Raw genomic sequence first — 17,123 nt, 5'->3', positions numbered from 1 at the left:
GCATCTTTTCAGCCGGTCGTTTGCCGAACTTCATTTGACTTTTTCCGCTCGTCAATGCGATGAACGGTGCGACACGGTCGACCTGGGTTGCAACCGACCGGCGCGGAGACAGTAATGACGGACGAGGATGTCGCCCCGGAGCAGGGCGAGCTGGCGATCACGCGCACCGGCGATCGGCTTCGGCTGGCGCGGGAAGCGGCGGGATTGTCACTCGCCGATGTCGCGACGCGGACGCGGATCACGCAGCGGCATCTGTCGGCGATCGAAAAGTCCGATTTTTCGGAGCTTCCAGGTCGTACTTATGTCACCGGCTTTGCCCGCGCCTATGCCCGCGCCGTCGATTTGCCGGAAGCTGAAGTCGGGGCCGCGGTGCGCCGCGAGCTCGAAGAAGACGCCTATGGCGCGCGCCCGCTGTACGAAGCCTATGAACCGACCGATCCGGCGCGGCTGCCCACCGCGCGGATGACCTGGACGCTGGTGATCGTCGCCCTGCTCCTCGCGTCGGCCTATGGCGTTTGGCGGTTCCTGTCGGTCGAACCCGGCGAAGCGCTGGTGGCGGCGCAGAATCGGGCCGCCGAAGAATCCGAAGCACCGCAGAGCGATGTGGTCGCGTTGCCCGCCAACAAGGCTGGAACGGCGCCGTCGGCGGTCGCGGCCAATGCGCCGGTGGTGCTGACCGGCATTTCGGAAGTCTGGATCGGGTTCGACGATGCGGCGGGCAAGACCGAAAACTGGCGGACACTCGATCCGGGTGAAACCTATCAGGTGCCGCCCGAATATATTCAGCAATTCACGCTGCGCACCAGTATTCCGCAAGCGCTGAAGGTCACCGTCGGTGGCCGCGACGTTGGCGCGATCGGCCCCGCCGATACGCTGGTCAAGGGCGTTTCGCTGAAGCCCGCCGACCTGTTGGCGCGCACCGAAGGGAACAGCGCGCCCGGCGCCGCGGCGCCCGCGACCCGCGCGCTTCCCAAGGGCTGAAGCGTCCATCTTTTGGGTCGGCACGATCGGCGCGCACCGAATTGGGTTTGCGCTGCCGCACTTTGCCGCGTTATGAACGACAAAATGGTTAATTGGTGGGGGCCGAACGGCAAATGAAAATGCGTCAGATCACTTTCCTTGGAGCTGCGACGCTTGCGCTTGCGGCGACCATGCCCGCGCAGGCGCAGGACGGCGCGATCGACAAGCGCGTCGAACGGCTCGAAAAGGAAATGCGGGCGGTCCAGCGCTCGGTGTTCCCCGGCGGCAGCCCGACCTTTTTCGAAGGCGAGATCGCGCCCGACAACACCCCCGGCGAACGCGCGCGCAGCAATGCGCCGGTGATCGACCTGACGGCGCGCGTCGATGCCTTGGAAAGCCAGCTCCAGGCGCTGACCGGCCAGACCGAGCAGAATGCGTTTCAGCTGCGCGAGCTCGAAAAGCGGTTCGCAGCTTACAAGGCGGAGATGGACAAGCGCTTCGCCGAGCCCGAGCCCGCCGCAACCCCCGCCAGCCTTTCCCCCGCCCCGACCGTGAAGCCGCCGGCGACGACATCGACCGCCGCCGCCACGCCCGCGAAGAAGCCCGCGACGCCTGCCGCAAAACCGGCGGCAACGACGCCCAACGCGGCGCGCCTGGCGCTGGTCAAGAAGGTCGAGATCCCCGCGACCGGAAACGAAACCAAAGACGCCTATGATTACGGCTATCGGCTGTGGGAGGCGAAGCTGTATCCCGAGGCGCAGGCGCAGCTGAAGCAGGTCGTGACCAAATGGCCCAGCAGCAGCCACGCTAGCTTTGCCCAGAATCTGCTCGGCCGCGCCTATCTCGATGAAGGCAAGCCCAGCCTTGCGGCGGTGGCTTTCTACAACAATTACAAGGACCGCCCCAGCGGCGCCCGCGCGCCGCACAGCCTGATGTACATGGGGGTCGCGCTCGACAAGCTCGGCCGCAAGGCCGACGCCTGCAAGGCGTTTCGCGAACTCGAAGAAGTCTATGGCGACAAGGCGCCACAGGATGTCCGGACCGATGCAGCCGCCGCAAAAACAAAAGCAGGCTGCTGACCGCGACAGCGCCGAGCGGCTGGCGGGCGACCTGCGCGCGCTCGTCGGGCCCGAATGGCACCGGTTGCATTATGGCATTGCCGTGTCGGGCGGCCCCGACAGCATGGCGCTGCTGTGGCTGATGGCGACGCTGCTGCCCGGACAGGTCTGGGCCGCCACCGTCGATCACGGCCTGCGCAAAGGGTCGGACGAGGAAGCGCGCATGGTCGCGAGCTTCTGCAACCGCGAACATATCCCCCATTCGACCCTGCGCCCCACCGCACCGATCAAGGGATCGTTGCAGGCCGCGGCGCGCGCCGAGCGTTACCAGCTGCTCGACCAGTGGCGGGGCGCCAATGCGCTCGACCATATCCTGACCGCGCATCATGCCGACGATCAGCTGGAAACGGTCGTGATGCGGCTGAACCGCAGCAGCGGCGTTGGCGGCCTCGCCGCGATTCGATCACGCAACGGCGTCGTGATGCGGCCCCTGCTCCACTGGCGACGCGACGATCTGGTCGCGCTGGCGCTCGACAATGACCTGCCCTTTGTCGATGACCCGTCGAACAGCAACAACCGCTTCGATCGCGCCCGTTTGCGCAAAGCATTGAAGTCGCAGACGATCCTCGATCCCGCCGCCGCGGCGCGATCGGCGGACTGGCTCGCCGAAGCCGACGAGGCGCTCGACTGGGCGGTCGAGCGGCTGGTCGCATCCTGGCCAGACGCGTCGGACATCGCGGTGATCCGGAACGAATCCTACCCGCCCGAGATATTCCGCCGCATCGTCGCGTTGCGGCTGCGCGCCAATGCGGCGCAATTGGCGATCCGCGGCGCCTCGCTCGACGGCGTGATCGCCGCGATGCACAAGGGCAAGCGCGCGATGGTCGGCGCGCTGCTGATCGACCCGGTTTGCGGTTTCGAAGGGACGATTTGGCGTATTTCTGCGGCACCGCGCCGGAAACCGCCAAAAAAGGGATGACTGGCTCATTGTCATTTAACGCTACCGCCCTATCTTGGTGGCAGTGGGCGCGGCGCCGCGCCGATTAGGAAAGTACTCGCATGCAGGACGACAAGGAACCGCAGGGCAACCCCTGGATGAAGAGCGTGATGATCTGGAGCGGCATTTTGCTTGCCATGCTCCTCGTCGCCTCGATGTTCGGTGGCGCCGCGCAGCCCGCGGGCAGCGCGCTGGCCTATTCCGAGTTCCGCCAAAAGGTCGAGGAAGGCGCCGTCAAGGACGTCGTGCTATCCGAAGACAAGGTGACCGGTACGCTGTCGAACGGCGACCGCTTCACCGCCAATGTCGTTCGCGACCCCGACCTGCTCAAGATGCTCAACGACAATGGCGTCAAATATGACGGCAAGGCCACCGAGGCGCCGAACTTCTGGATGTATATGCTCATCCAGTCGCTGCCGTTCATCCTGATCCTGGGCATTGCTTTCTTCGTGTTCCGTCAGGTTCAGAAAAACAATGGTTCAGGCGCCATGGGCTTTGGCAAGTCGCGCGCCAAAATGCTGACCGAAAAACAGGGCAAGGTGACCTTTGACGACGTCGCGGGCATCGACGAGGCGCGCGAAGAGCTGGAAGAAATCGTCGAATTCCTGCGCGACCCCAGCAAGTTTTCGCGCCTTGGCGGCCAGATTCCCAAGGGCGCGCTGCTCGTCGGTTCGCCCGGCACCGGCAAGACGCTGCTCGCCCGCGCGATCGCGGGCGAAGCGGGCGTTCCCTTCTTCACCATTTCGGGTTCGGACTTCGTCGAAATGTTCGTCGGCGTCGGCGCCAGCCGCGTCCGCGACATGTTCGAACAGGCGAAGCGCAACGCGCCGTGCATCGTGTTCATCGACGAAATCGACGCGGTCGGTCGTCATCGCGGCGCCGGCCTTGGCAACGGCAATGACGAGCGCGAACAGACGCTCAACCAGCTGCTCGTCGAAATGGACGGATTTGAAGCCAATGAAGGCATCATCATCGTCGCGGCGACCAACCGCCCCGACGTGCTCGACCCTGCCCTCCTCCGCCCGGGCCGTTTCGACCGCCAGGTCGTCGTCCCGCGCCCCGACATCGAGGGCCGCCAGAAAATCCTCGAGGTCCACACGCGCAAGAAGCCGATCGCGCCCGACGTCGATCTGCGCCGCGTAGCGCGCGGCACGCCGGGCTTCTCCGGCGCCGATCTGGCTAATCTTTGCAACGAAGCGGCGCTGCTCGCGGCGCGCAAGGGCAAGCGCCTGATCGCGAATGACGAGTTTGAAGAGGCCAAGGACAAGGTCATGATGGGCGCCGAACGGCGTTCGATGGTGATGACCGAGGATGAGAAGAAGTCGACCGCCTATCATGAAGCCGGTCACGCGCTGGTTTCGCTGCACGTCGACGGCTGCGATCCGCTGCACAAGGTGACGATCATACCGCGCGGCCGCGCGCTGGGCGTGACGTGGAACCTGCCCGAACGCGATCGTTATTCGATGAGCATGAAGCAGATGAAGGCGCGGCTCGCGCTCTGCTTTGGCGGGCGCATCGCCGAACAGCTGATCTATGGCAAGGACGAGCTCAACACCGGCGCCTCTAACGACATTCAGCAGGCGACCGACATGGCCCGGTCGATGGTCATGGAATATGGCATGTCGGAAAAGCTCGGCTGGCTGCGTTATCGCGATAATCAGGACGAAGTGTTCCTGGGCCATAGCGTGTCGCGCGCGCAGAATATGTCGGAAGAAACCGCCAAGCTGATCGACGCCGAAGTCCGCCGCCTGGTCGAGGAAGGCGAAAAGACAGCGCGCAAGGTGCTGACCGACCATCTCGACGAGCTCCACCTGCTCGCCGCCGCGTTGCTCGAATATGAAACGCTGTCGGGCGACGAATCGCGCCGCGCGATCAAGGGTGAAGACATTGGCCGCGAGGACGATGCCGACAAGCGCGGTACGCCGGTGTCGGGCCACGCGGGTTCGCTGCCGCAGATCAAGCGCAAGCCCCGCGGACCGTTCGGCGACCCGAAGCCGCAAGGCGCCTAAGCCTTTGGCGCCTGGCGCGGTCGATTCAGGGGTTATTCATTGGCTGACGGCAAGTTGCGGCGGATGACCTTCCGGAAAAACGCGCGCATCTTGCCCGTCCTCTTCGCAGCGCCGTTGCTGTGCGCGATGGCGCCGGGCGACATGAGCGTCGCCGCCTTTCTGGTGCGCGCCGACGCGCTCGAGCGGCTTGGCCCGCTCGCGCTTGCAACGCCGCAGGGCCACCAGCTGAAGGGCGAGGTGATCGCGGCAGGCAAACGCTATAAGGCGCGCATCGACGCCGACCGCCGCGCCGGACGCAGAACGACCAGTTGCCCGCCCGAATCGGGAACGCTCACCCCCGATCAGTGGCTCAGCCATCTGCGTTCCTATCCCGCCGCCGCGCGCAACAAGATCAGCGTTTATTGGGCCTTCGACGCGCTGATGAAGAAACGCTATCCCTGCCCCGCCTGATACGCCAAAGGTGCAGACACGGATCAGGAGAGAGACAGCGATGACGGGAAAACGGTGGGGCATTTGGGCTGCGGCAGGGCTTCTGATGATTGGCGCCCAACCGGCGCTGGCACAAGGCACGAGCGCGCTGACCACCAAGGTCGAAGTAGAAAAATCCGTCGCAGGCCCGGATGGCCAGCCCGCCGCCAAAAGTTACCACACGCCCGACGTCGTCGTCCCCGGCGACCGGGTGCGCATCTCGCTCAATTTCACCAACAATGGCGCGCAGCCCGCTTCGGGTGTCGTGATCTCCAATCCAATCCCGGCGGCGCTGCTGTTCGACGGCACGGACGACCCGGCGGGCTTTGGCGTTTCGGTCGATGGCGGCAAGCAGTTCGCGCCGCTGGGCGCGCTGAGCGTGCCGGTCGAAGGTGCGGCGCCGCGGCCTGCGACCCTGGCCGACGTGACCCACGTCCGCTGGACATGGCCTGACGCGATCGCGCCCGGACAAAGCCGCTCGGTCGCTTTCTTCGGGCGCGTCCGGTAGACGGACGGCGACCTGCCCGGTGACGATCTATTGCGACGAATCGGGCGGGCTCAACGCAGGGGCGATGAGCTTTGCCGCGGTGATGCTCACCCCGCAGGCTGCCGCCGACATCCATGAGCGGTTTCGCAGCGTCACGGGACTGCGCGGGGAACTGAAAGGCAGCCGGATCAGCATCGTCGAGCGGGCCTATCTGCTCGAATTGTTCGATCGCGCTGGCGGACGCGCGTGGGTCGCGGTGGCGAAACGCGATGCGCTCGCCAAAAATCCGGGCGGAACATTGCCCAGCGACCTCGCCCTCTACGCGGCGCTGCTCGATCTCGCGGTCGGGCGTTGGCTCCCCGAAACCGGCGGCGTGTGCACCGATGTGGTCATCGACGAAGGTCGCTACGACCCAACGATCCTTGCGAAGGTGCGCGCGGACATTCAGTCGGGGCTTGGCCAGTGGGGGCGCGCCTCGCTGGCCGACAGTCGCCGCAGCGACGGGGTGCAGATCGCCGATGTGATCGCCAACAGCCTGTTCAACATCGCCGTCGCCTCACCGCGCGCGCGGCGTATCCAGCGGATTATCGATCCCATGTTGGCGTCAAAGGCGATCCGCGTCGCGGAGTTGACGCAGATTGCTTAGATGAGCGCTAAATTGGGGTGGATTCCCGACCGTCTCCTATTCCCGTTCGTGTCGAGCGAAGTCGAGACACGCCGATCGCCCACGCCAAGCCACGCGTATCTCGACTTCGCTCGATACGAACGGGGACTGGATTGCGCGGCGGCTTATCGTCGATAGCCGACATCACCCGTACACCCGGCCGCAACAAAAAGGGCCGCAGTTTCCCGCGGCCCCTTCGTATCGCTATTCGCAGCGCTTATTCAAAGTCGCTGCCACCGCCTGCGGGGCTGCGCGGCGGCGCGGCGGCGGTCAGACGGAGGGCTTCGGCCGAGCGGCTGATCGAGCTGATTTCGTCCGGCGTATCGTCGTCGTCGATCACAACCTTCTGCAGCGTCGAAACCAACATTTCCTTGAGATCCTTCGGACGCACGGTCTGTTCGGCGATTTCGCGCAGCGCCACGACGGGGTTCTTGTCGCGGTCGCGATCAACGGTCAGTTCCGAACCGCCCGAAATCTCGCGCGCGCGGTGCGCGGAGAGCAGGACCAGGTCGAAACGGTTGGGAATCTTGTCGACGCAATCCTCGACGGTAACGCGGGCCATGTTGTTTCCTTAAAGATACAGGAGAGGCCAGCCCTTTATGGAGGCGTGGCGGCAAGCGCTGCGCGCTAGCAGGACGGCCCGCCGCTGTCAATAAAAGCGCTGGCCTTGCGGGGTTCGCGTCGCGCCGCCTATGAGCGGAGGATGAGCGACGCGCCCTGCCCCGCCAGCGATCCCGACACGCTGACCGCCGACCTCGCGGGCCATCGGCTGGAGGTCATCGTCGATGGCGACCAGCGGCTCAACCATATCCTGACGCTGTTGAACGGTGCGATCCGCAGCATCGACATCATCATGTATATTTTCGAACATGACGCCGCCGGAACGCGGGTGCTCGATGCGATGACCATCGCGGCGCGGCGCGGCGTGCGCGTCCGCGCGGTGATCGACAGCTTCGGATCGTCGGATATTTCCGACAGCATCTTTACCCCGCTGCGCGAAGCGGGCGGCAGCGTGACCTTCTTCTCGCGGCGCTGGCGGTCGAGCTATTTGATCCGCAATCATCAGAAATTGCTGCTGATCGACGAGACGGTGGCGATAACCGGCGGCTTCAACATCGCCGCGCCGTATCTGGGGACACAGCCCGACAATTGCTGGTTTGACCTGGGGATCGTGGTTCGCGGCCCATCGGTAGCGCGGATGGTCGCCTGGTTCGAGGCGATCCACGACTATACGGTGAACCATGACGGCAAGCTGTTGATGCTGCGCCGCCTGATCCGCGAATGGCCGGTCGAGGCCGGGCCGGTCACCTGGCTCGTCGGCGGCCCGACGCAGCGGTTGTCGCCATGGGCGCGGGCGGTGCGCACCGACCTCACCGGCGCGCGGCAGCTCGATATGGCGATGGCCTATTTCTCGCCCGGGCAGGGCATGTTGCGGCGACTGGGCCGGGTCGCGCGCGACGGGCGTGCGCGCTTCATCATGGCGGCGAAATCGGACAATGCCGCGACGATCGGCGCCTCGCGGCTGCTCTATGGCTATCTGCTGCGCAAGGGTGCGCAGATCTGGGAATATCAGCCGTGCAAGCTGCACATGAAGCTGATCGTGATCGACGATGTCGTCTATATCGGCACCGCAAATTTCGACATGCGCAGCCTGTTCGTGAATGTCGAAGTGATGCTGCGCGTCGCCGACGCCGGTTTTGCGGCGCAAATGCGCGGCTTCATCGCGGCGCAGCAGCCCGAATGCGAAAATATCACGCGCGCATCGCACAAAGCGCGCGCAGGCTGGCTGACCCGGCTACGCTGGACGTTGGCGTGGTTCGTGGTGGGTGCCGCGGATTATACCGTGTCGCGGCGGCTTAACTTCGGGCTGGGTGATCCCGATCCAGATTTGGAAGTTTAGTCTTTCCAGCCCCAGAACAGGAAACACGGCGGGACGTTCACCCATTCGAACGCATTGTCGATGCGGGCGAAGTGCGGCGCCAGAAAATCGCGCGCGCGGGCGCGGAACTGATAGACAAGAAAGGCTCCGCCGGGGCGCAGCACGCGATGCGTTGCGGCGGCGATGGCCGGGCCGACACCCGCGGGCAAAGTGGAAAAGGGCAGACCCGACAGCACATAATCCGCCTTGTCAAAGCCATGCGCCGCGATGATCTCTTCCACCTCGGCCGCCGACCCATGGACCGCGATAAAGCGGCTGTCGCGGATGTCCTTCCGCAAATAATCGATGAAATCCTCGTTGGTGTCGATCGCGATCAGCGTCGCATCGCCCGCCATGCGTTCGAGTACCGGACGGCAAAAGGTGCCGACCCCGGGGCCATATTCGACGAACAGCTTCGTGTTCTTCCAATCGACGGGGCGCAGCATGTGGCGGATCAGCGTCGGCGACGACGGCACGATCGATCCCACCATGACCGGATGCTTGATGAAGCCACGGACAAACATGCCCCACGGCCCGAAAAAGCGTTTGAAACCCTCGCGCAGCCGACGGGCCAGCGGGGCTTTCGTTTCTTGGGCCTGCGCCCGCGGATTGGTCATGGTGGCTTTCGCGTTGTTGCGGTTGCCGTGGGCGTGGCAAAAACAGCGCGCGGGCGCAAGGAAAGAGTCTGTCTTGACTCTGGACAGCGGGGCGCCCGCGTGTAGGGAAAGGCCGGGTTGCGCAGGTTGAATAGCAAAGGGGATTTCCGGCATGGCGACTCTATCGCGCTCGATCCCCGCCGACCGCATGGCGGTGCTGTTCGCTGTGATGCTGGTCGCCGCCGCGGGCAATACCGCGATGCAGTCGATCCTGCCCGCGATTGGCGCCAAATTGCACATTCCCGACGTGTGGGTCAGCCTGGCGTTCAGCTGGTCGGCGCTGCTGTGGGTGATGACCGCACCCTATTGGGCGCGTCAGTCGGACCAGCGCGGGCGCAAGGCGCTGATGGCGCTGGGGGTCGTTGGTTTCATGCTGTCGATGGCGTTTTGCGGGCTGGCGCTGTGGGCGGGGCTGGCGGGCTATCTGGCCGCCGGAACCACCTTCATCATCTTTGCGCTGTTTCGCAGCCTGTACGGCGGGCTGGGTTCGGCGGCGCCGCCCGCGGTCCAGGCCTATGTCGCATCGCGCACCGATCCGGAGGAGCGCACGCAGGCGCTGTCGCTCGTTTCCTCGTCTTTCGGACTGGGAACGGTCATCGGCCCGGCGATCGCACCGCTGTTCATCCTCCCCTTCGTCGGGCTGTCAGGACCGCTGCTCGTGTTTGCGCTGATCGGCCTGATCGTGCTCATCATGCTGCGCTGGCGGCTGCCCAACGATGTTCCAAGGTTTGCCGCGCGTGGCGCGATCGCGGCCTATCCGACCGCGGCAGGATCGCCCGCATCGGCCAGCAACGACAGCGACGACGATATGGTCGACAGCGACGCCCCGGCCCCGACCCCGCTGCGCTGGACCGACAAACGCGTGCGGGCGTGGATGCTCGCCGGCCTCTATGGCGGGCAAGCGCAGGCGATGATGCTGGGCGTGATCGGCTTTCTGATCCTCGACCGGCTCGAGCTTCGTCCGCGCCCCGACGAGGGCGCCGCCATGACCGGCATCGTGCTGATGGCTGGCGCCTTTGCCACGCTGTTGTCGCAATGGGGCCTGATCCCGTTGCTCAAGCCTTCGGCGCGTACCGCGGTGCTGATCGGCGCCGCGCTCGGCGCCAGCGGGCTGATCATCACGGGCGTCGCGCAGGATCTGCACGGCATCGTGATCGGCTTCGCGCTCGCCTCGCTAGGCTTCGGGCTTTTCCGCCCCGGCTTTACGGCAGGCGCCTCGCTATCGGTGCCGCGCCGCGATCAAGGGAGTGTCGCGGGCATGACCGCGTCGATCAACGGATCGGCCTATATCGTCTCCCCGGCGATCGGGGTGCTGCTCTATAACTGGCACCCCATGGTCGCTTATGGGCTGATGGCGGGTTTCTGCGGCTGGCTGGTGCTGTGGGGCTGGTCCGCGCTGCGCTTGGACCAGCCCGAAACCAAATCGCCGTAGCCCTTGGGCCTGTCGAATGGCGCCTATTCGGATAAGCGCCCTTCGACAGCCTCAGGGCTACGGTTTGACTTCGACGCTAATCCTTGACCACGTCGTCGGCATGTTTCTGCTCGCGCACCGGCTTGAGCATGCCGGGCGCAAAAAAGCCGATCGGATTGACGCTCATCGCCGCCTGCTTGATCTCGCCCTGGATCTTTTCATAATCCTTTTCCATCGCCTCGGTGACCGAAGCGCGGGTATCCTTCAGCGCCGTTTCGAAATCGGCCATCGTCACCGCGTCGCTGTTGATTGACCGCTTGAGCGCAGCGAGACCGGCGCGGCGGGTCAGATCTTCCAGATCGGCGCCGGTAAACCGGTCGGCCTTCTCCGCCAGCGCCGCCAGATCGACGTCGCCCGCCAGCGGCATCTTGGCGGTCTGAATCTCGAGGATGCGGCGGCGCCCGTCCTTGTCCGGCACCGAAACATAGATCAGCTCGTCGAGCCGACCGGGTCGCAGCAAGGCAGGATCGATCAGGTTCGGGCGATTGGTAGCGCCGATGACGACCACCGACTGCATTTCCTCGATCCCGTCCATCTCGGCCAGGATCGTGTTGACGACACGTTCGGTCACCTGCGGCTCGCCCGATGTGCCGCTGCCGCGGGCGGGCACCAAGCTGTCGAGCTCGTCGATGAAGATGATCGTCGGCGCCACGGCGCGCGCGCGTGCAAACAGCCGCGCAATCTGTTGCTCGCTCTCGCCATACCATTTCGACAGCAGGTCGGACGACTTGATCGAGATGAAATTGGCGTCGGATTCGCGCGCCGCCGCCTTGGCCAGCAGGGTCTTGCCGGTCCCGGGCGGGCCGTAGAGCAGAAAGCCCTTGGCGGCCCGGATGCCCAGCCGCCGAAAAGCTTCGGGATGCTTGAGCGGCAGCTCGACCCCTTCGATCAGCTTTTCGCGCGCCGCATCCAGCCCGCCGATGTCGCTCCATCGCGTCGTCGGCGCCTGCACCATCACCTCGCGCATAGCGGACGGCTGCACGCGTTTCAGTGCATTGCTGAAATCATCGCGCGTGACGCGCAGTTCCTCCAGCACCTCCGGCGGGATCGTCCCTTCTGCGAGGTCGAGCTTGGGCATGATTCGCCGCACCGCCTCGATCGCCGCTTCGCGGGTCAGCGACGCCATGTCGGCGCCGACAAAACCAAAGGTGGTGCGCGCGAGTTCCGCAAGGTCCACGTCGGCCGACAGCGGCATACCGCGCGTGTGGATACCCAAAATTTCCCGCCGCCCACTTTCGTCGGGAACCCCGATCACGATCTCGCGATCGAAGCGGCCCGGACGGCGCAACGCCTCGTCGATCGCGTCGGGGCGATTCGTCGCTGCAATGACGACCAGGTTGGTGCGCGGCTCCAACCCGTCCATCAAGGTCAGCAACTGCGCGACGAGGCGTTTTTCGGCCTCGCCCGTCACCTGCCCGCGCTTCGGCGCGATCGAATCGATCTCGTCGATGAACAGGATCGACGGCGCGGCCTTTGCCGCCTGTTCGAAAATATCGCGCAGCCGCTTTTCGGATTCGCCATAGGCCGAACCCATAATTTCAGGGCCGTTGATCAGGAAAAACTGCGCCTCACTCTCGTTGGCGACCGCGCGCGCCAGCCGCGTCTTGCCGGTCCCCGGCGGGCCATGGAGCAGCACCCCGCGCGGCGGGTCGACGCCCAGGCGGCGGAACAATTCGGGATAGCGTAGCGGCAGTTCGACCATCTCGCGCAGCTGGTCGATCGTTTCGCCCAGCCCGCCCAGATCGTCATAGGTGACATCGGTGCGGCGCGCGTCCTGCGGCTCCTGATATTCGGGCAGCAGTTCGATTTCGGTGTTTTCGTCGATGAACACGACCCCCTTGGGCGCCGCGGAGACGACGACCAACCGCACTTCGGCGAGCGCATAGGCGGGCGCATTGAGCATCTGGCGCAGCTGCGGCGGCATATCACCCGATTCGAGCCGCTGCTGGCCCGCAGTCGCAACGGTGTCGCCGGTCACCACCGGGCGCCCGAAAAAGCTGCGCTTCAGTGCATTCGCCGATCCCTGCAAACGCAGATTTTCCTGCGCAGGCGCGAACACGACGCGCGTCGCCGGGCGGGCTTCGACGCGGCTCAGCACCACCATATCGCCCGCGCCCGCGCCGGCATTCGCGCGCTGCAACCCGTCGAGGCGGATAACCTCCAGCCCCTCATCCTCGGCATAGGGGGCGACGACGCGCGAGGCGGTCTGTCGCTTGCCGCTGATCTCGACGATATCGCCCTCGGTCACGCCCAATTGGGCCATCGCCGCGCGCGGGATGCGCGCTATGCCGCCGCCGCTTTCTTCGGCGCGCGAATTCGCCACCTGCAGTTTCACCTGTTTTTCTTTTACCGCGGCGTCGGCCAAGGCGCGTCTCCCTCAAAAAGGTCAGAATGCCGAAGATAGGGAGGTCGTTCCCGATTTGCGACCCCTCGCCCGCGTCGCGGCGCCCGCAATCCTATGACGCACTGCACAAAATTGTGGCACATCGCGCGGCGGCATGTATCATCGGCGCCCGATATGCCCCGCCTTCCTCCCCTCAGCAGCATGGAAGCCTTTCTGGAGGTCGCGCGCCACGGCACCGTCAAGGCCGCCGCGATCGAACTTGGCCTGTCGATGCCTGCGCTGTCGCGGCGCATCCAGACGCTCGAACACGCCGTCGGGCGACCGCTGTTCAACCGCCATCACCATGGGCTCAGCCTGACCGAGGCGGGGCGCGCGCTGCAGGGTCAGCTGGCGCCAATCCTCGACGAATTGCGCACCGTGATCGGCCAAGTCGGCAGTCCCGACGCGTCGCTGCGTCTGCATCTCAACGTGCTGCCGCTCTTTGCGCAGCAACGCCTGTTCCCGCGCTTGCCCGAACTGCGCCGCGAACATCCCGAACTGCACATCGACATCGACACGATGTCGCATGCCGAAGCACGGCTGGGCGACGGCATCGATGCCGCGATCGCGCTAGCCCGCTCGATCGACCCTGCGCTTTATGCGGCGCGGCTCGATCAGGACAAGGTGTTCCCGATCGCTGCACGAACGCTGACCGACGGGAATCGCGCCATCGCCGTTCCCGAACAATTGCAGCGCATGACCGTGCTGCTCCACCGCGAGATGCCGGAAACCTTCACCGAATGGAAAAAGGCGATCGGCATGCCCTATCTGGAACCTGCGGGAATCGACTATTTCGATTCGGGACCGCTGATGCTCGAGGCGGCGGCGCAGGGCATCGGCATTGCGTTCATGCACGGCCATCATCTCGACGATGCCAACGATCCGCGACTGGTCCGCCTGTTCGATTTCGACGTCGACAGCCCGTACAGCTATTGGTTCGTCTGCCGCCCGCGCGCGCTGCGCCAGCCCGCGGTCAAGCTGTTCCACGACTGGTTGCTGGCGGCGAAGATTTAAGGAAAATGGTGCTGCTGGACAGGATTGAACTGTCGACCTCGTCATTACCAATGACGCGCTCTACCACTGAGCTACAGCAGCAACCGGGCGCCCGGCGAACCTCTGTTCGGTGGGCAGGCGCGGCCTATGGCGGGGCGTCCCGCGCCTGTCAAGGTGCCAGGGTTGACGATGGGGCAATTTCGGGGGCATGGCCGTGAAGGTGAGCAAAGCCCCCTCCCCCGCCGATATCGAACGCGAACGCCGTCTGGCCGAGGCGCTGCGCGAGAATTTGCGCAAGCGCAAGGCGCAGGCGCGCGAAACGAGAGCGGACACCCAGGCTAAAGACTGACCGTCACCCGCACCAAATCGCCCTCGGCCAATCCCTCGGCCTTGCGCACCGCGGCCTTGACGGGGAGCAGCCAGCTGCCGCTTTCCTTGTGCGGGAACACCGATGTCTGCCAGCTTGTGGCGCCGATCGTCACATCGACCCGCGCCGATCCGAATCCCTTGCGCCCATCTAGCCACTGGCCGCTGATCGCGGCGATCCGGATGCCATCGGCGGCATCGCCCGTGATCGTGACAAAGAACCACGCCGCGGGGGCGGTCGCGGACTGCCAGCGCCACAGCGGGGTGGTGACGGTGAAACTTTCCAACTCGCCCTCAATCCGTTCGTGTCGCGCGAAGTCGAGACATTTGGCCCGAGCACTTTATCCCAAGGCATCTCGACTTCGCTCGATGCGAGCGGCTGAGAATTGTCACTTTACGACCGCGCGAACTGGCACCGGGATATTGCAGATGTCGGCCCCGCCCGCGGGCTTGATAAAAAACGGATCGCGGCGATTGGCGCGGGCGTCGGCATAGCGTGCGAAGCTGTCGCTTTCGGTCGAAAGATATTCGAAGTGCGGCTGATCGGCCTCGGGCAGTTCGGTAGCGATCCGGACTGAGGCGATCGGCACCCGCTCAGCCTCGGTTTCATAAAAGCCCAGCGCACCGGTGCCGCGTGGCAAACTCGACAGATGCTCGATCCCGCTAATCACGCGGCCGACGAGCGCTATATTCTGGTCGAGATGGCGCGGGGCGTGGCCGATGACGGTGTAGAGTTCGGCGCCCGTGCCCGTGTCGGGCGACATGTTGCGGCCTACACCGACCATGCCGTAGCAATGAAGAGGCCAACGGCTATCTGGCACGGACGCATTGGAATAGCCGATCGGCCATCCGGATTCGAACATCACGGTCGGCGCATAGGCGTCAGCCATCGACGCGCCGTCAAAAATATCTACCGACCGTTCAAAATGCTTCGCCCGCCGTTCCGCCTCGGCCCTCGATAGGCGGATCCCCGGCTTGCCATCCACGGTGGTATGCCCGCTTGCTGGATCGGAAGTCACATATGTGCTCTCCGACACCATCTCCAACCCCTCCGGCAACGCCTTCTTTTCGGTCGCATCGCCCCATTGCACGACATAATTGTCTTGCACCCGGTTAACGCTCGTCCCGTCCCACCAATGCGCGGCGGCGAGCTTGCGGATGTTCCCGATCCACCCCTGGCTGAACGGCGCGGGCATCAGCTGGATGATGACGCGGCGCGGCTTGCTGTTGGTGTCGGGCGCCAGGTCCATCACCAACAGGTCGGAAGGCGCGATCGCGATCCAGTCGCTCGCGGGTGCCGCCGCCGCGATCTCTCCCGGCGACGGGATTGGCGCGGGTTCCTGCGCGGTGACCGGAAGGGCGAGCGAAGCGGCAGCGGCGGCCAGAAGCAGATGTCTCATCCCACCTGTGTGCCATGCTCAACCGACTTGCGAAAGCCCTGCCCAGCGACTAGGGCGCCCCTTCCAAGCATGCGGAGCGGTGGCCGAGTGGTCGAAGGCGCTCGCCTGGAAAGTGAGTATGGGTCAAAAGCCCATCGAGGGTTCGAATCCCTCCCGCTCCGCCATCGACCGTCCGGTCCGACCATCAACCTCAAGCGAAATGCAGGCGGCGGTATTTGCCGCGGAAATAGAGCAACGGATCGCGGTGCGGTTCGAACTGCGCGCGCACGACGCGGCCGACCAGGATAAAATGATCGCCCGCCTCGTGCAGCGATTCGCGCTGGCATTCGAATGACACCAGTGAGCTGCCGAGCAGTGGGACGCCGGTCTGCCCCGGCGCCCACGGCAGATTCGCAAAGCGATCCTCGCCGCGGGTGGCAAAGCGGTTCGATGCGGGCTGCTGGCCAATCTGGAGGACGTTGACCCCGAAATGCCCCGCCTCGCGCAACGACGGCGCCGTGCCTGCCGAATTGGCGATGCACACGAGCAAGAGCGGCGGGTCAAGCGACACCGAGGTGAAGCTGTTCGCGGTCAATCCGACCGGCGCCCCGTCCGCATCAAGCGCGGTGACGATCGTCACGCCGGTGGCAAAGCAACCCATCGCATCGCGCAGCGTCCGCGGGTCCGATCCCGCCTGAAACTCGGTCGCCTCGCGTGGCTGGCGGCGTTCGAGAAATTCGAGCAACTGTCCGAGCAGCGCCTCGGTCCGGTCGGTGCCCAGCGCCAGATCGCTATCGTCGATATCGGCCCGTTCGCCGATCGGCAGCGCGGCTTGGAAGGCATCGCCCCCGGCGCCCCCCGGCACCGCGGCAAAGCCGCCGCGCACCACCAGCGTCGGCAGCGCCTGCCGCGCCGCGATACCGCTGGCCACCGCGTCAGCATCGTCGGGCATATCGACGAGCACCAGCCCGCCCGCGAGCAAAATGCCGTCGGTCGCCAGCGCGCGCGTCGCGATCCAGCCGCCATGTCGCGCGGCAACCACCACCGGGCGCGACCCCATTTGCGCGAGGACCAGCCGCAAGTCTTCGACATGGGCGGCGAGTTGGTCGACGCCGCCGGGCGCGCGCAGGTCAAGATTGACCACGCGCCGCCCCGACAACACCAGGCCTTCGGCGACCGCGCGCCATGCGCTGCGCGGCTGCCCGATGTCGGGGATCAGCAGGACCACAGGGTCGTTGTCGTCGCCCAGCACATCGGCGGACAGCGGAACGCCGCCAAAACCCTTATATTCGATGAGGCTCAAACATCCCCCCT

The 17,123-nt window shown here is 65.2% G+C and carries 17 protein-coding genes and 2 tRNA genes; 12 read left to right on the top strand and 7 right to left on the bottom strand.

Annotated elements, in window-relative coordinates; translation table 11 throughout:
- Positions 1–114 precede the first annotated feature (114 nt).
- From G9408_RS03755 to G9408_RS03725, 7 genes are all read left to right on the top strand, one after another.
- Positions 115–981 carry a helix-turn-helix domain-containing protein gene (locus tag G9408_RS03755; RefSeq protein ID WP_168452742.1) on the top strand — a complete coding sequence of 289 codons (867 nt, stop codon included), beginning with the start codon at positions 115–117 and terminating at the stop codon, positions 979–981.
- Between the two features lie 113 nt (positions 982–1,094).
- Complete coding sequence (locus G9408_RS03750) at positions 1,095–2,039, top strand: YbgF trimerization domain-containing protein (protein ID WP_168452741.1); 945 nt, start codon at positions 1,095–1,097, stop codon at positions 2,037–2,039.
- Positions 1,993–2,997 (top strand): tRNA lysidine(34) synthetase TilS, encoded by a 1,005-nt coding sequence (gene tilS, locus G9408_RS03745; RefSeq protein ID WP_168452740.1) that lies wholly within the window; start codon positions 1,993–1,995, stop codon positions 2,995–2,997. The genes G9408_RS03750 and tilS overlap by 47 nt, the downstream gene beginning before the upstream one ends.
- 80 nt (positions 2,998–3,077) lie before the next feature.
- Positions 3,078–5,024, top strand: coding sequence for an ATP-dependent zinc metalloprotease FtsH (ftsH, locus tag G9408_RS03740; protein ID WP_168452739.1), 1,947 nt, complete (start codon positions 3,078–3,080; stop codon positions 5,022–5,024).
- A 39-nt stretch (positions 5,025–5,063) separates the two neighbouring features.
- The gene (locus G9408_RS03735) at positions 5,064–5,474 is read left to right on the top strand and encodes a hypothetical protein (protein WP_235957452.1); all 411 of its coding nucleotides are present in this window, start codon (positions 5,064–5,066) and stop codon (positions 5,472–5,474) included.
- An 85-nt stretch (positions 5,475–5,559) separates the two neighbouring features.
- A complete protein-coding gene (locus G9408_RS03730; RefSeq protein WP_168452738.1) occupies positions 5,560–6,000 on the top strand; it encodes a hypothetical protein in 441 nt (146 codons plus the stop codon).
- Between the two features lie 19 nt (positions 6,001–6,019).
- Positions 6,020–6,625 carry a DUF3800 domain-containing protein gene (locus G9408_RS03725; RefSeq protein WP_168452737.1) on the top strand — a complete coding sequence of 202 codons (606 nt, stop codon included), beginning with the start codon at positions 6,020–6,022 and terminating at the stop codon, positions 6,623–6,625.
- 235 nt (positions 6,626–6,860) lie between these two features.
- Here the strand turns inward: G9408_RS03725 and rpoZ are convergent, their stop codons facing one another.
- Positions 6,861–7,205, bottom strand: coding sequence for a DNA-directed RNA polymerase subunit omega (gene rpoZ / locus G9408_RS03720; RefSeq protein WP_120216404.1), 345 nt, complete (start codon positions 7,203–7,205; stop codon positions 6,861–6,863).
- A gap of 141 nt (positions 7,206–7,346) precedes the next feature.
- On the opposite strand from rpoZ, the gene G9408_RS03715 reads away from it, so the two are divergent.
- A complete protein-coding gene (locus G9408_RS03715) occupies positions 7,347–8,543 on the top strand; it encodes a phospholipase D-like domain-containing protein (protein WP_168452736.1) in 1,197 nt (398 codons plus the stop codon).
- On the opposite strand, the gene G9408_RS03710 is transcribed toward G9408_RS03715, so the two are convergent.
- The gene (locus G9408_RS03710; protein ID WP_168452735.1) at positions 8,540–9,178 is read right to left on the bottom strand and encodes a class I SAM-dependent methyltransferase; all 639 of its coding nucleotides are present in this window, start codon (positions 9,176–9,178) and stop codon (positions 8,540–8,542) included. The two genes, G9408_RS03715 and G9408_RS03710, sit on opposite strands and share 4 nt — an antisense overlap.
- Before the next feature lie 151 nt (positions 9,179–9,329).
- On the opposite strand from G9408_RS03710, the gene G9408_RS03705 reads away from it, so the two are divergent.
- On the top strand, positions 9,330–10,649 hold the full coding sequence (locus G9408_RS03705; protein WP_168452734.1) for an MFS transporter: 1,320 nt from the start codon (positions 9,330–9,332) through the stop codon (positions 10,647–10,649).
- Positions 10,650–10,725: 76 nt separating this feature from the next.
- On the opposite strand, the gene G9408_RS03700 is transcribed toward G9408_RS03705, so the two are convergent.
- A complete protein-coding gene (locus G9408_RS03700; RefSeq protein ID WP_210423171.1) occupies positions 10,726–13,053 on the bottom strand; it encodes a CDC48 family AAA ATPase in 2,328 nt (775 codons plus the stop codon).
- A 153-nt stretch (positions 13,054–13,206) separates the two neighbouring features.
- On the opposite strand from G9408_RS03700, the gene G9408_RS03695 reads away from it, so the two are divergent.
- The gene (locus tag G9408_RS03695) at positions 13,207–14,085 is read left to right on the top strand and encodes a LysR substrate-binding domain-containing protein (RefSeq protein ID WP_120216408.1); all 879 of its coding nucleotides are present in this window, start codon (positions 13,207–13,209) and stop codon (positions 14,083–14,085) included.
- A gap of 6 nt (positions 14,086–14,091) precedes the next feature.
- Here G9408_RS03695 and G9408_RS03690 read toward each other — a convergent pair.
- Positions 14,092–14,166 (bottom strand) — tRNA-Thr (locus G9408_RS03690).
- A 106-nt stretch (positions 14,167–14,272) separates the two neighbouring features.
- On the opposite strand from G9408_RS03690, the gene G9408_RS03685 reads away from it, so the two are divergent.
- Positions 14,273–14,413 (top strand): hypothetical protein, encoded by a 141-nt coding sequence (locus tag G9408_RS03685; RefSeq protein WP_168452733.1) that lies wholly within the window; start codon positions 14,273–14,275, stop codon positions 14,411–14,413.
- Here G9408_RS03685 and G9408_RS03680 read toward each other — a convergent pair.
- Both G9408_RS03680 and G9408_RS03675 read right to left on the bottom strand, forming a co-directional pair.
- The gene (locus tag G9408_RS03680; RefSeq protein ID WP_210423170.1) at positions 14,403–14,717 is read right to left on the bottom strand and encodes a DUF1905 domain-containing protein; all 315 of its coding nucleotides are present in this window, start codon (positions 14,715–14,717) and stop codon (positions 14,403–14,405) included. The genes G9408_RS03685 and G9408_RS03680 overlap by 11 nt on opposite strands.
- A 102-nt stretch (positions 14,718–14,819) precedes the next feature.
- Positions 14,820–15,830, bottom strand: a complete 1,011-nt coding sequence (locus G9408_RS03675) for a peptidylprolyl isomerase (protein ID WP_168452732.1) — start codon at positions 15,828–15,830, stop codon at positions 14,820–14,822.
- A 73-nt stretch (positions 15,831–15,903) separates the two neighbouring features.
- Between G9408_RS03675 and G9408_RS03670 the strand changes: the two genes are divergently transcribed.
- Positions 15,904–15,994: transfer RNA gene (locus tag G9408_RS03670), tRNA-Ser, on the top strand.
- A 26-nt stretch (positions 15,995–16,020) separates the two neighbouring features.
- Here G9408_RS03670 and G9408_RS03665 read toward each other — a convergent pair.
- Positions 16,021–17,112, bottom strand: coding sequence for a flavin reductase (locus tag G9408_RS03665; RefSeq protein ID WP_168452731.1), 1,092 nt, complete (start codon positions 17,110–17,112; stop codon positions 16,021–16,023).
- Positions 17,113–17,123 lie beyond the last annotated feature (11 nt).

This window comes from Sphingopyxis microcysteis (assembly GCF_012274265.1).
In the GTDB taxonomy this organism is placed as follows: Bacteria; Pseudomonadota; Alphaproteobacteria; order Sphingomonadales; family Sphingomonadaceae; genus Sphingopyxis; species Sphingopyxis microcysteis.
The sequence above is the reverse complement of the archived record's forward strand: the minus strand, read 5'-3'. Positions and strand labels throughout refer to the sequence as shown.

What these genes read in the sequence shown, in the direction of transcription:
- G9408_RS03710 (WP_168452735.1), bottom strand. Translation starts at nt 9,178, where the DNA reads ATGACCAATCCGCGGGCGCAGGCCCAAGAAACGAAAGCCCCGCTGGCC.
- G9408_RS03695 (WP_120216408.1), top strand. Translation starts at nt 13,207, where the DNA reads ATGCCCCGCCTTCCTCCCCTCAGCAGCATGGAAGCCTTTCTGGAGGTC.
- tilS (WP_168452740.1), top strand. Translation starts at nt 1,993, where the DNA reads ATGTCCGGACCGATGCAGCCGCCGCAAAAACAAAAGCAGGCTGCTGAC.
- G9408_RS03705 (WP_168452734.1), top strand. Translation starts at nt 9,330, where the DNA reads ATGGCGACTCTATCGCGCTCGATCCCCGCCGACCGCATGGCGGTGCTG.
- G9408_RS03685 (WP_168452733.1), top strand. Translation starts at nt 14,273, where the DNA reads ATGGCCGTGAAGGTGAGCAAAGCCCCCTCCCCCGCCGATATCGAACGC.
- G9408_RS03730 (WP_168452738.1), top strand. Translation starts at nt 5,560, where the DNA reads ATGATTGGCGCCCAACCGGCGCTGGCACAAGGCACGAGCGCGCTGACC.
- G9408_RS03750 (WP_168452741.1), top strand. Translation starts at nt 1,095, where the DNA reads ATGAAAATGCGTCAGATCACTTTCCTTGGAGCTGCGACGCTTGCGCTT.
- G9408_RS03715 (WP_168452736.1), top strand. Translation starts at nt 7,347, where the DNA reads ATGAGCGACGCGCCCTGCCCCGCCAGCGATCCCGACACGCTGACCGCC.
- G9408_RS03675 (WP_168452732.1), bottom strand. Translation starts at nt 15,830, where the DNA reads ATGAGACATCTGCTTCTGGCCGCCGCTGCCGCTTCGCTCGCCCTTCCG.
- ftsH (WP_168452739.1), top strand. Translation starts at nt 3,078, where the DNA reads ATGCAGGACGACAAGGAACCGCAGGGCAACCCCTGGATGAAGAGCGTG.
- G9408_RS03755 (WP_168452742.1), top strand. Translation starts at nt 115, where the DNA reads ATGACGGACGAGGATGTCGCCCCGGAGCAGGGCGAGCTGGCGATCACG.
- rpoZ (WP_120216404.1), bottom strand. Translation starts at nt 7,205, where the DNA reads ATGGCCCGCGTTACCGTCGAGGATTGCGTCGACAAGATTCCCAACCGT.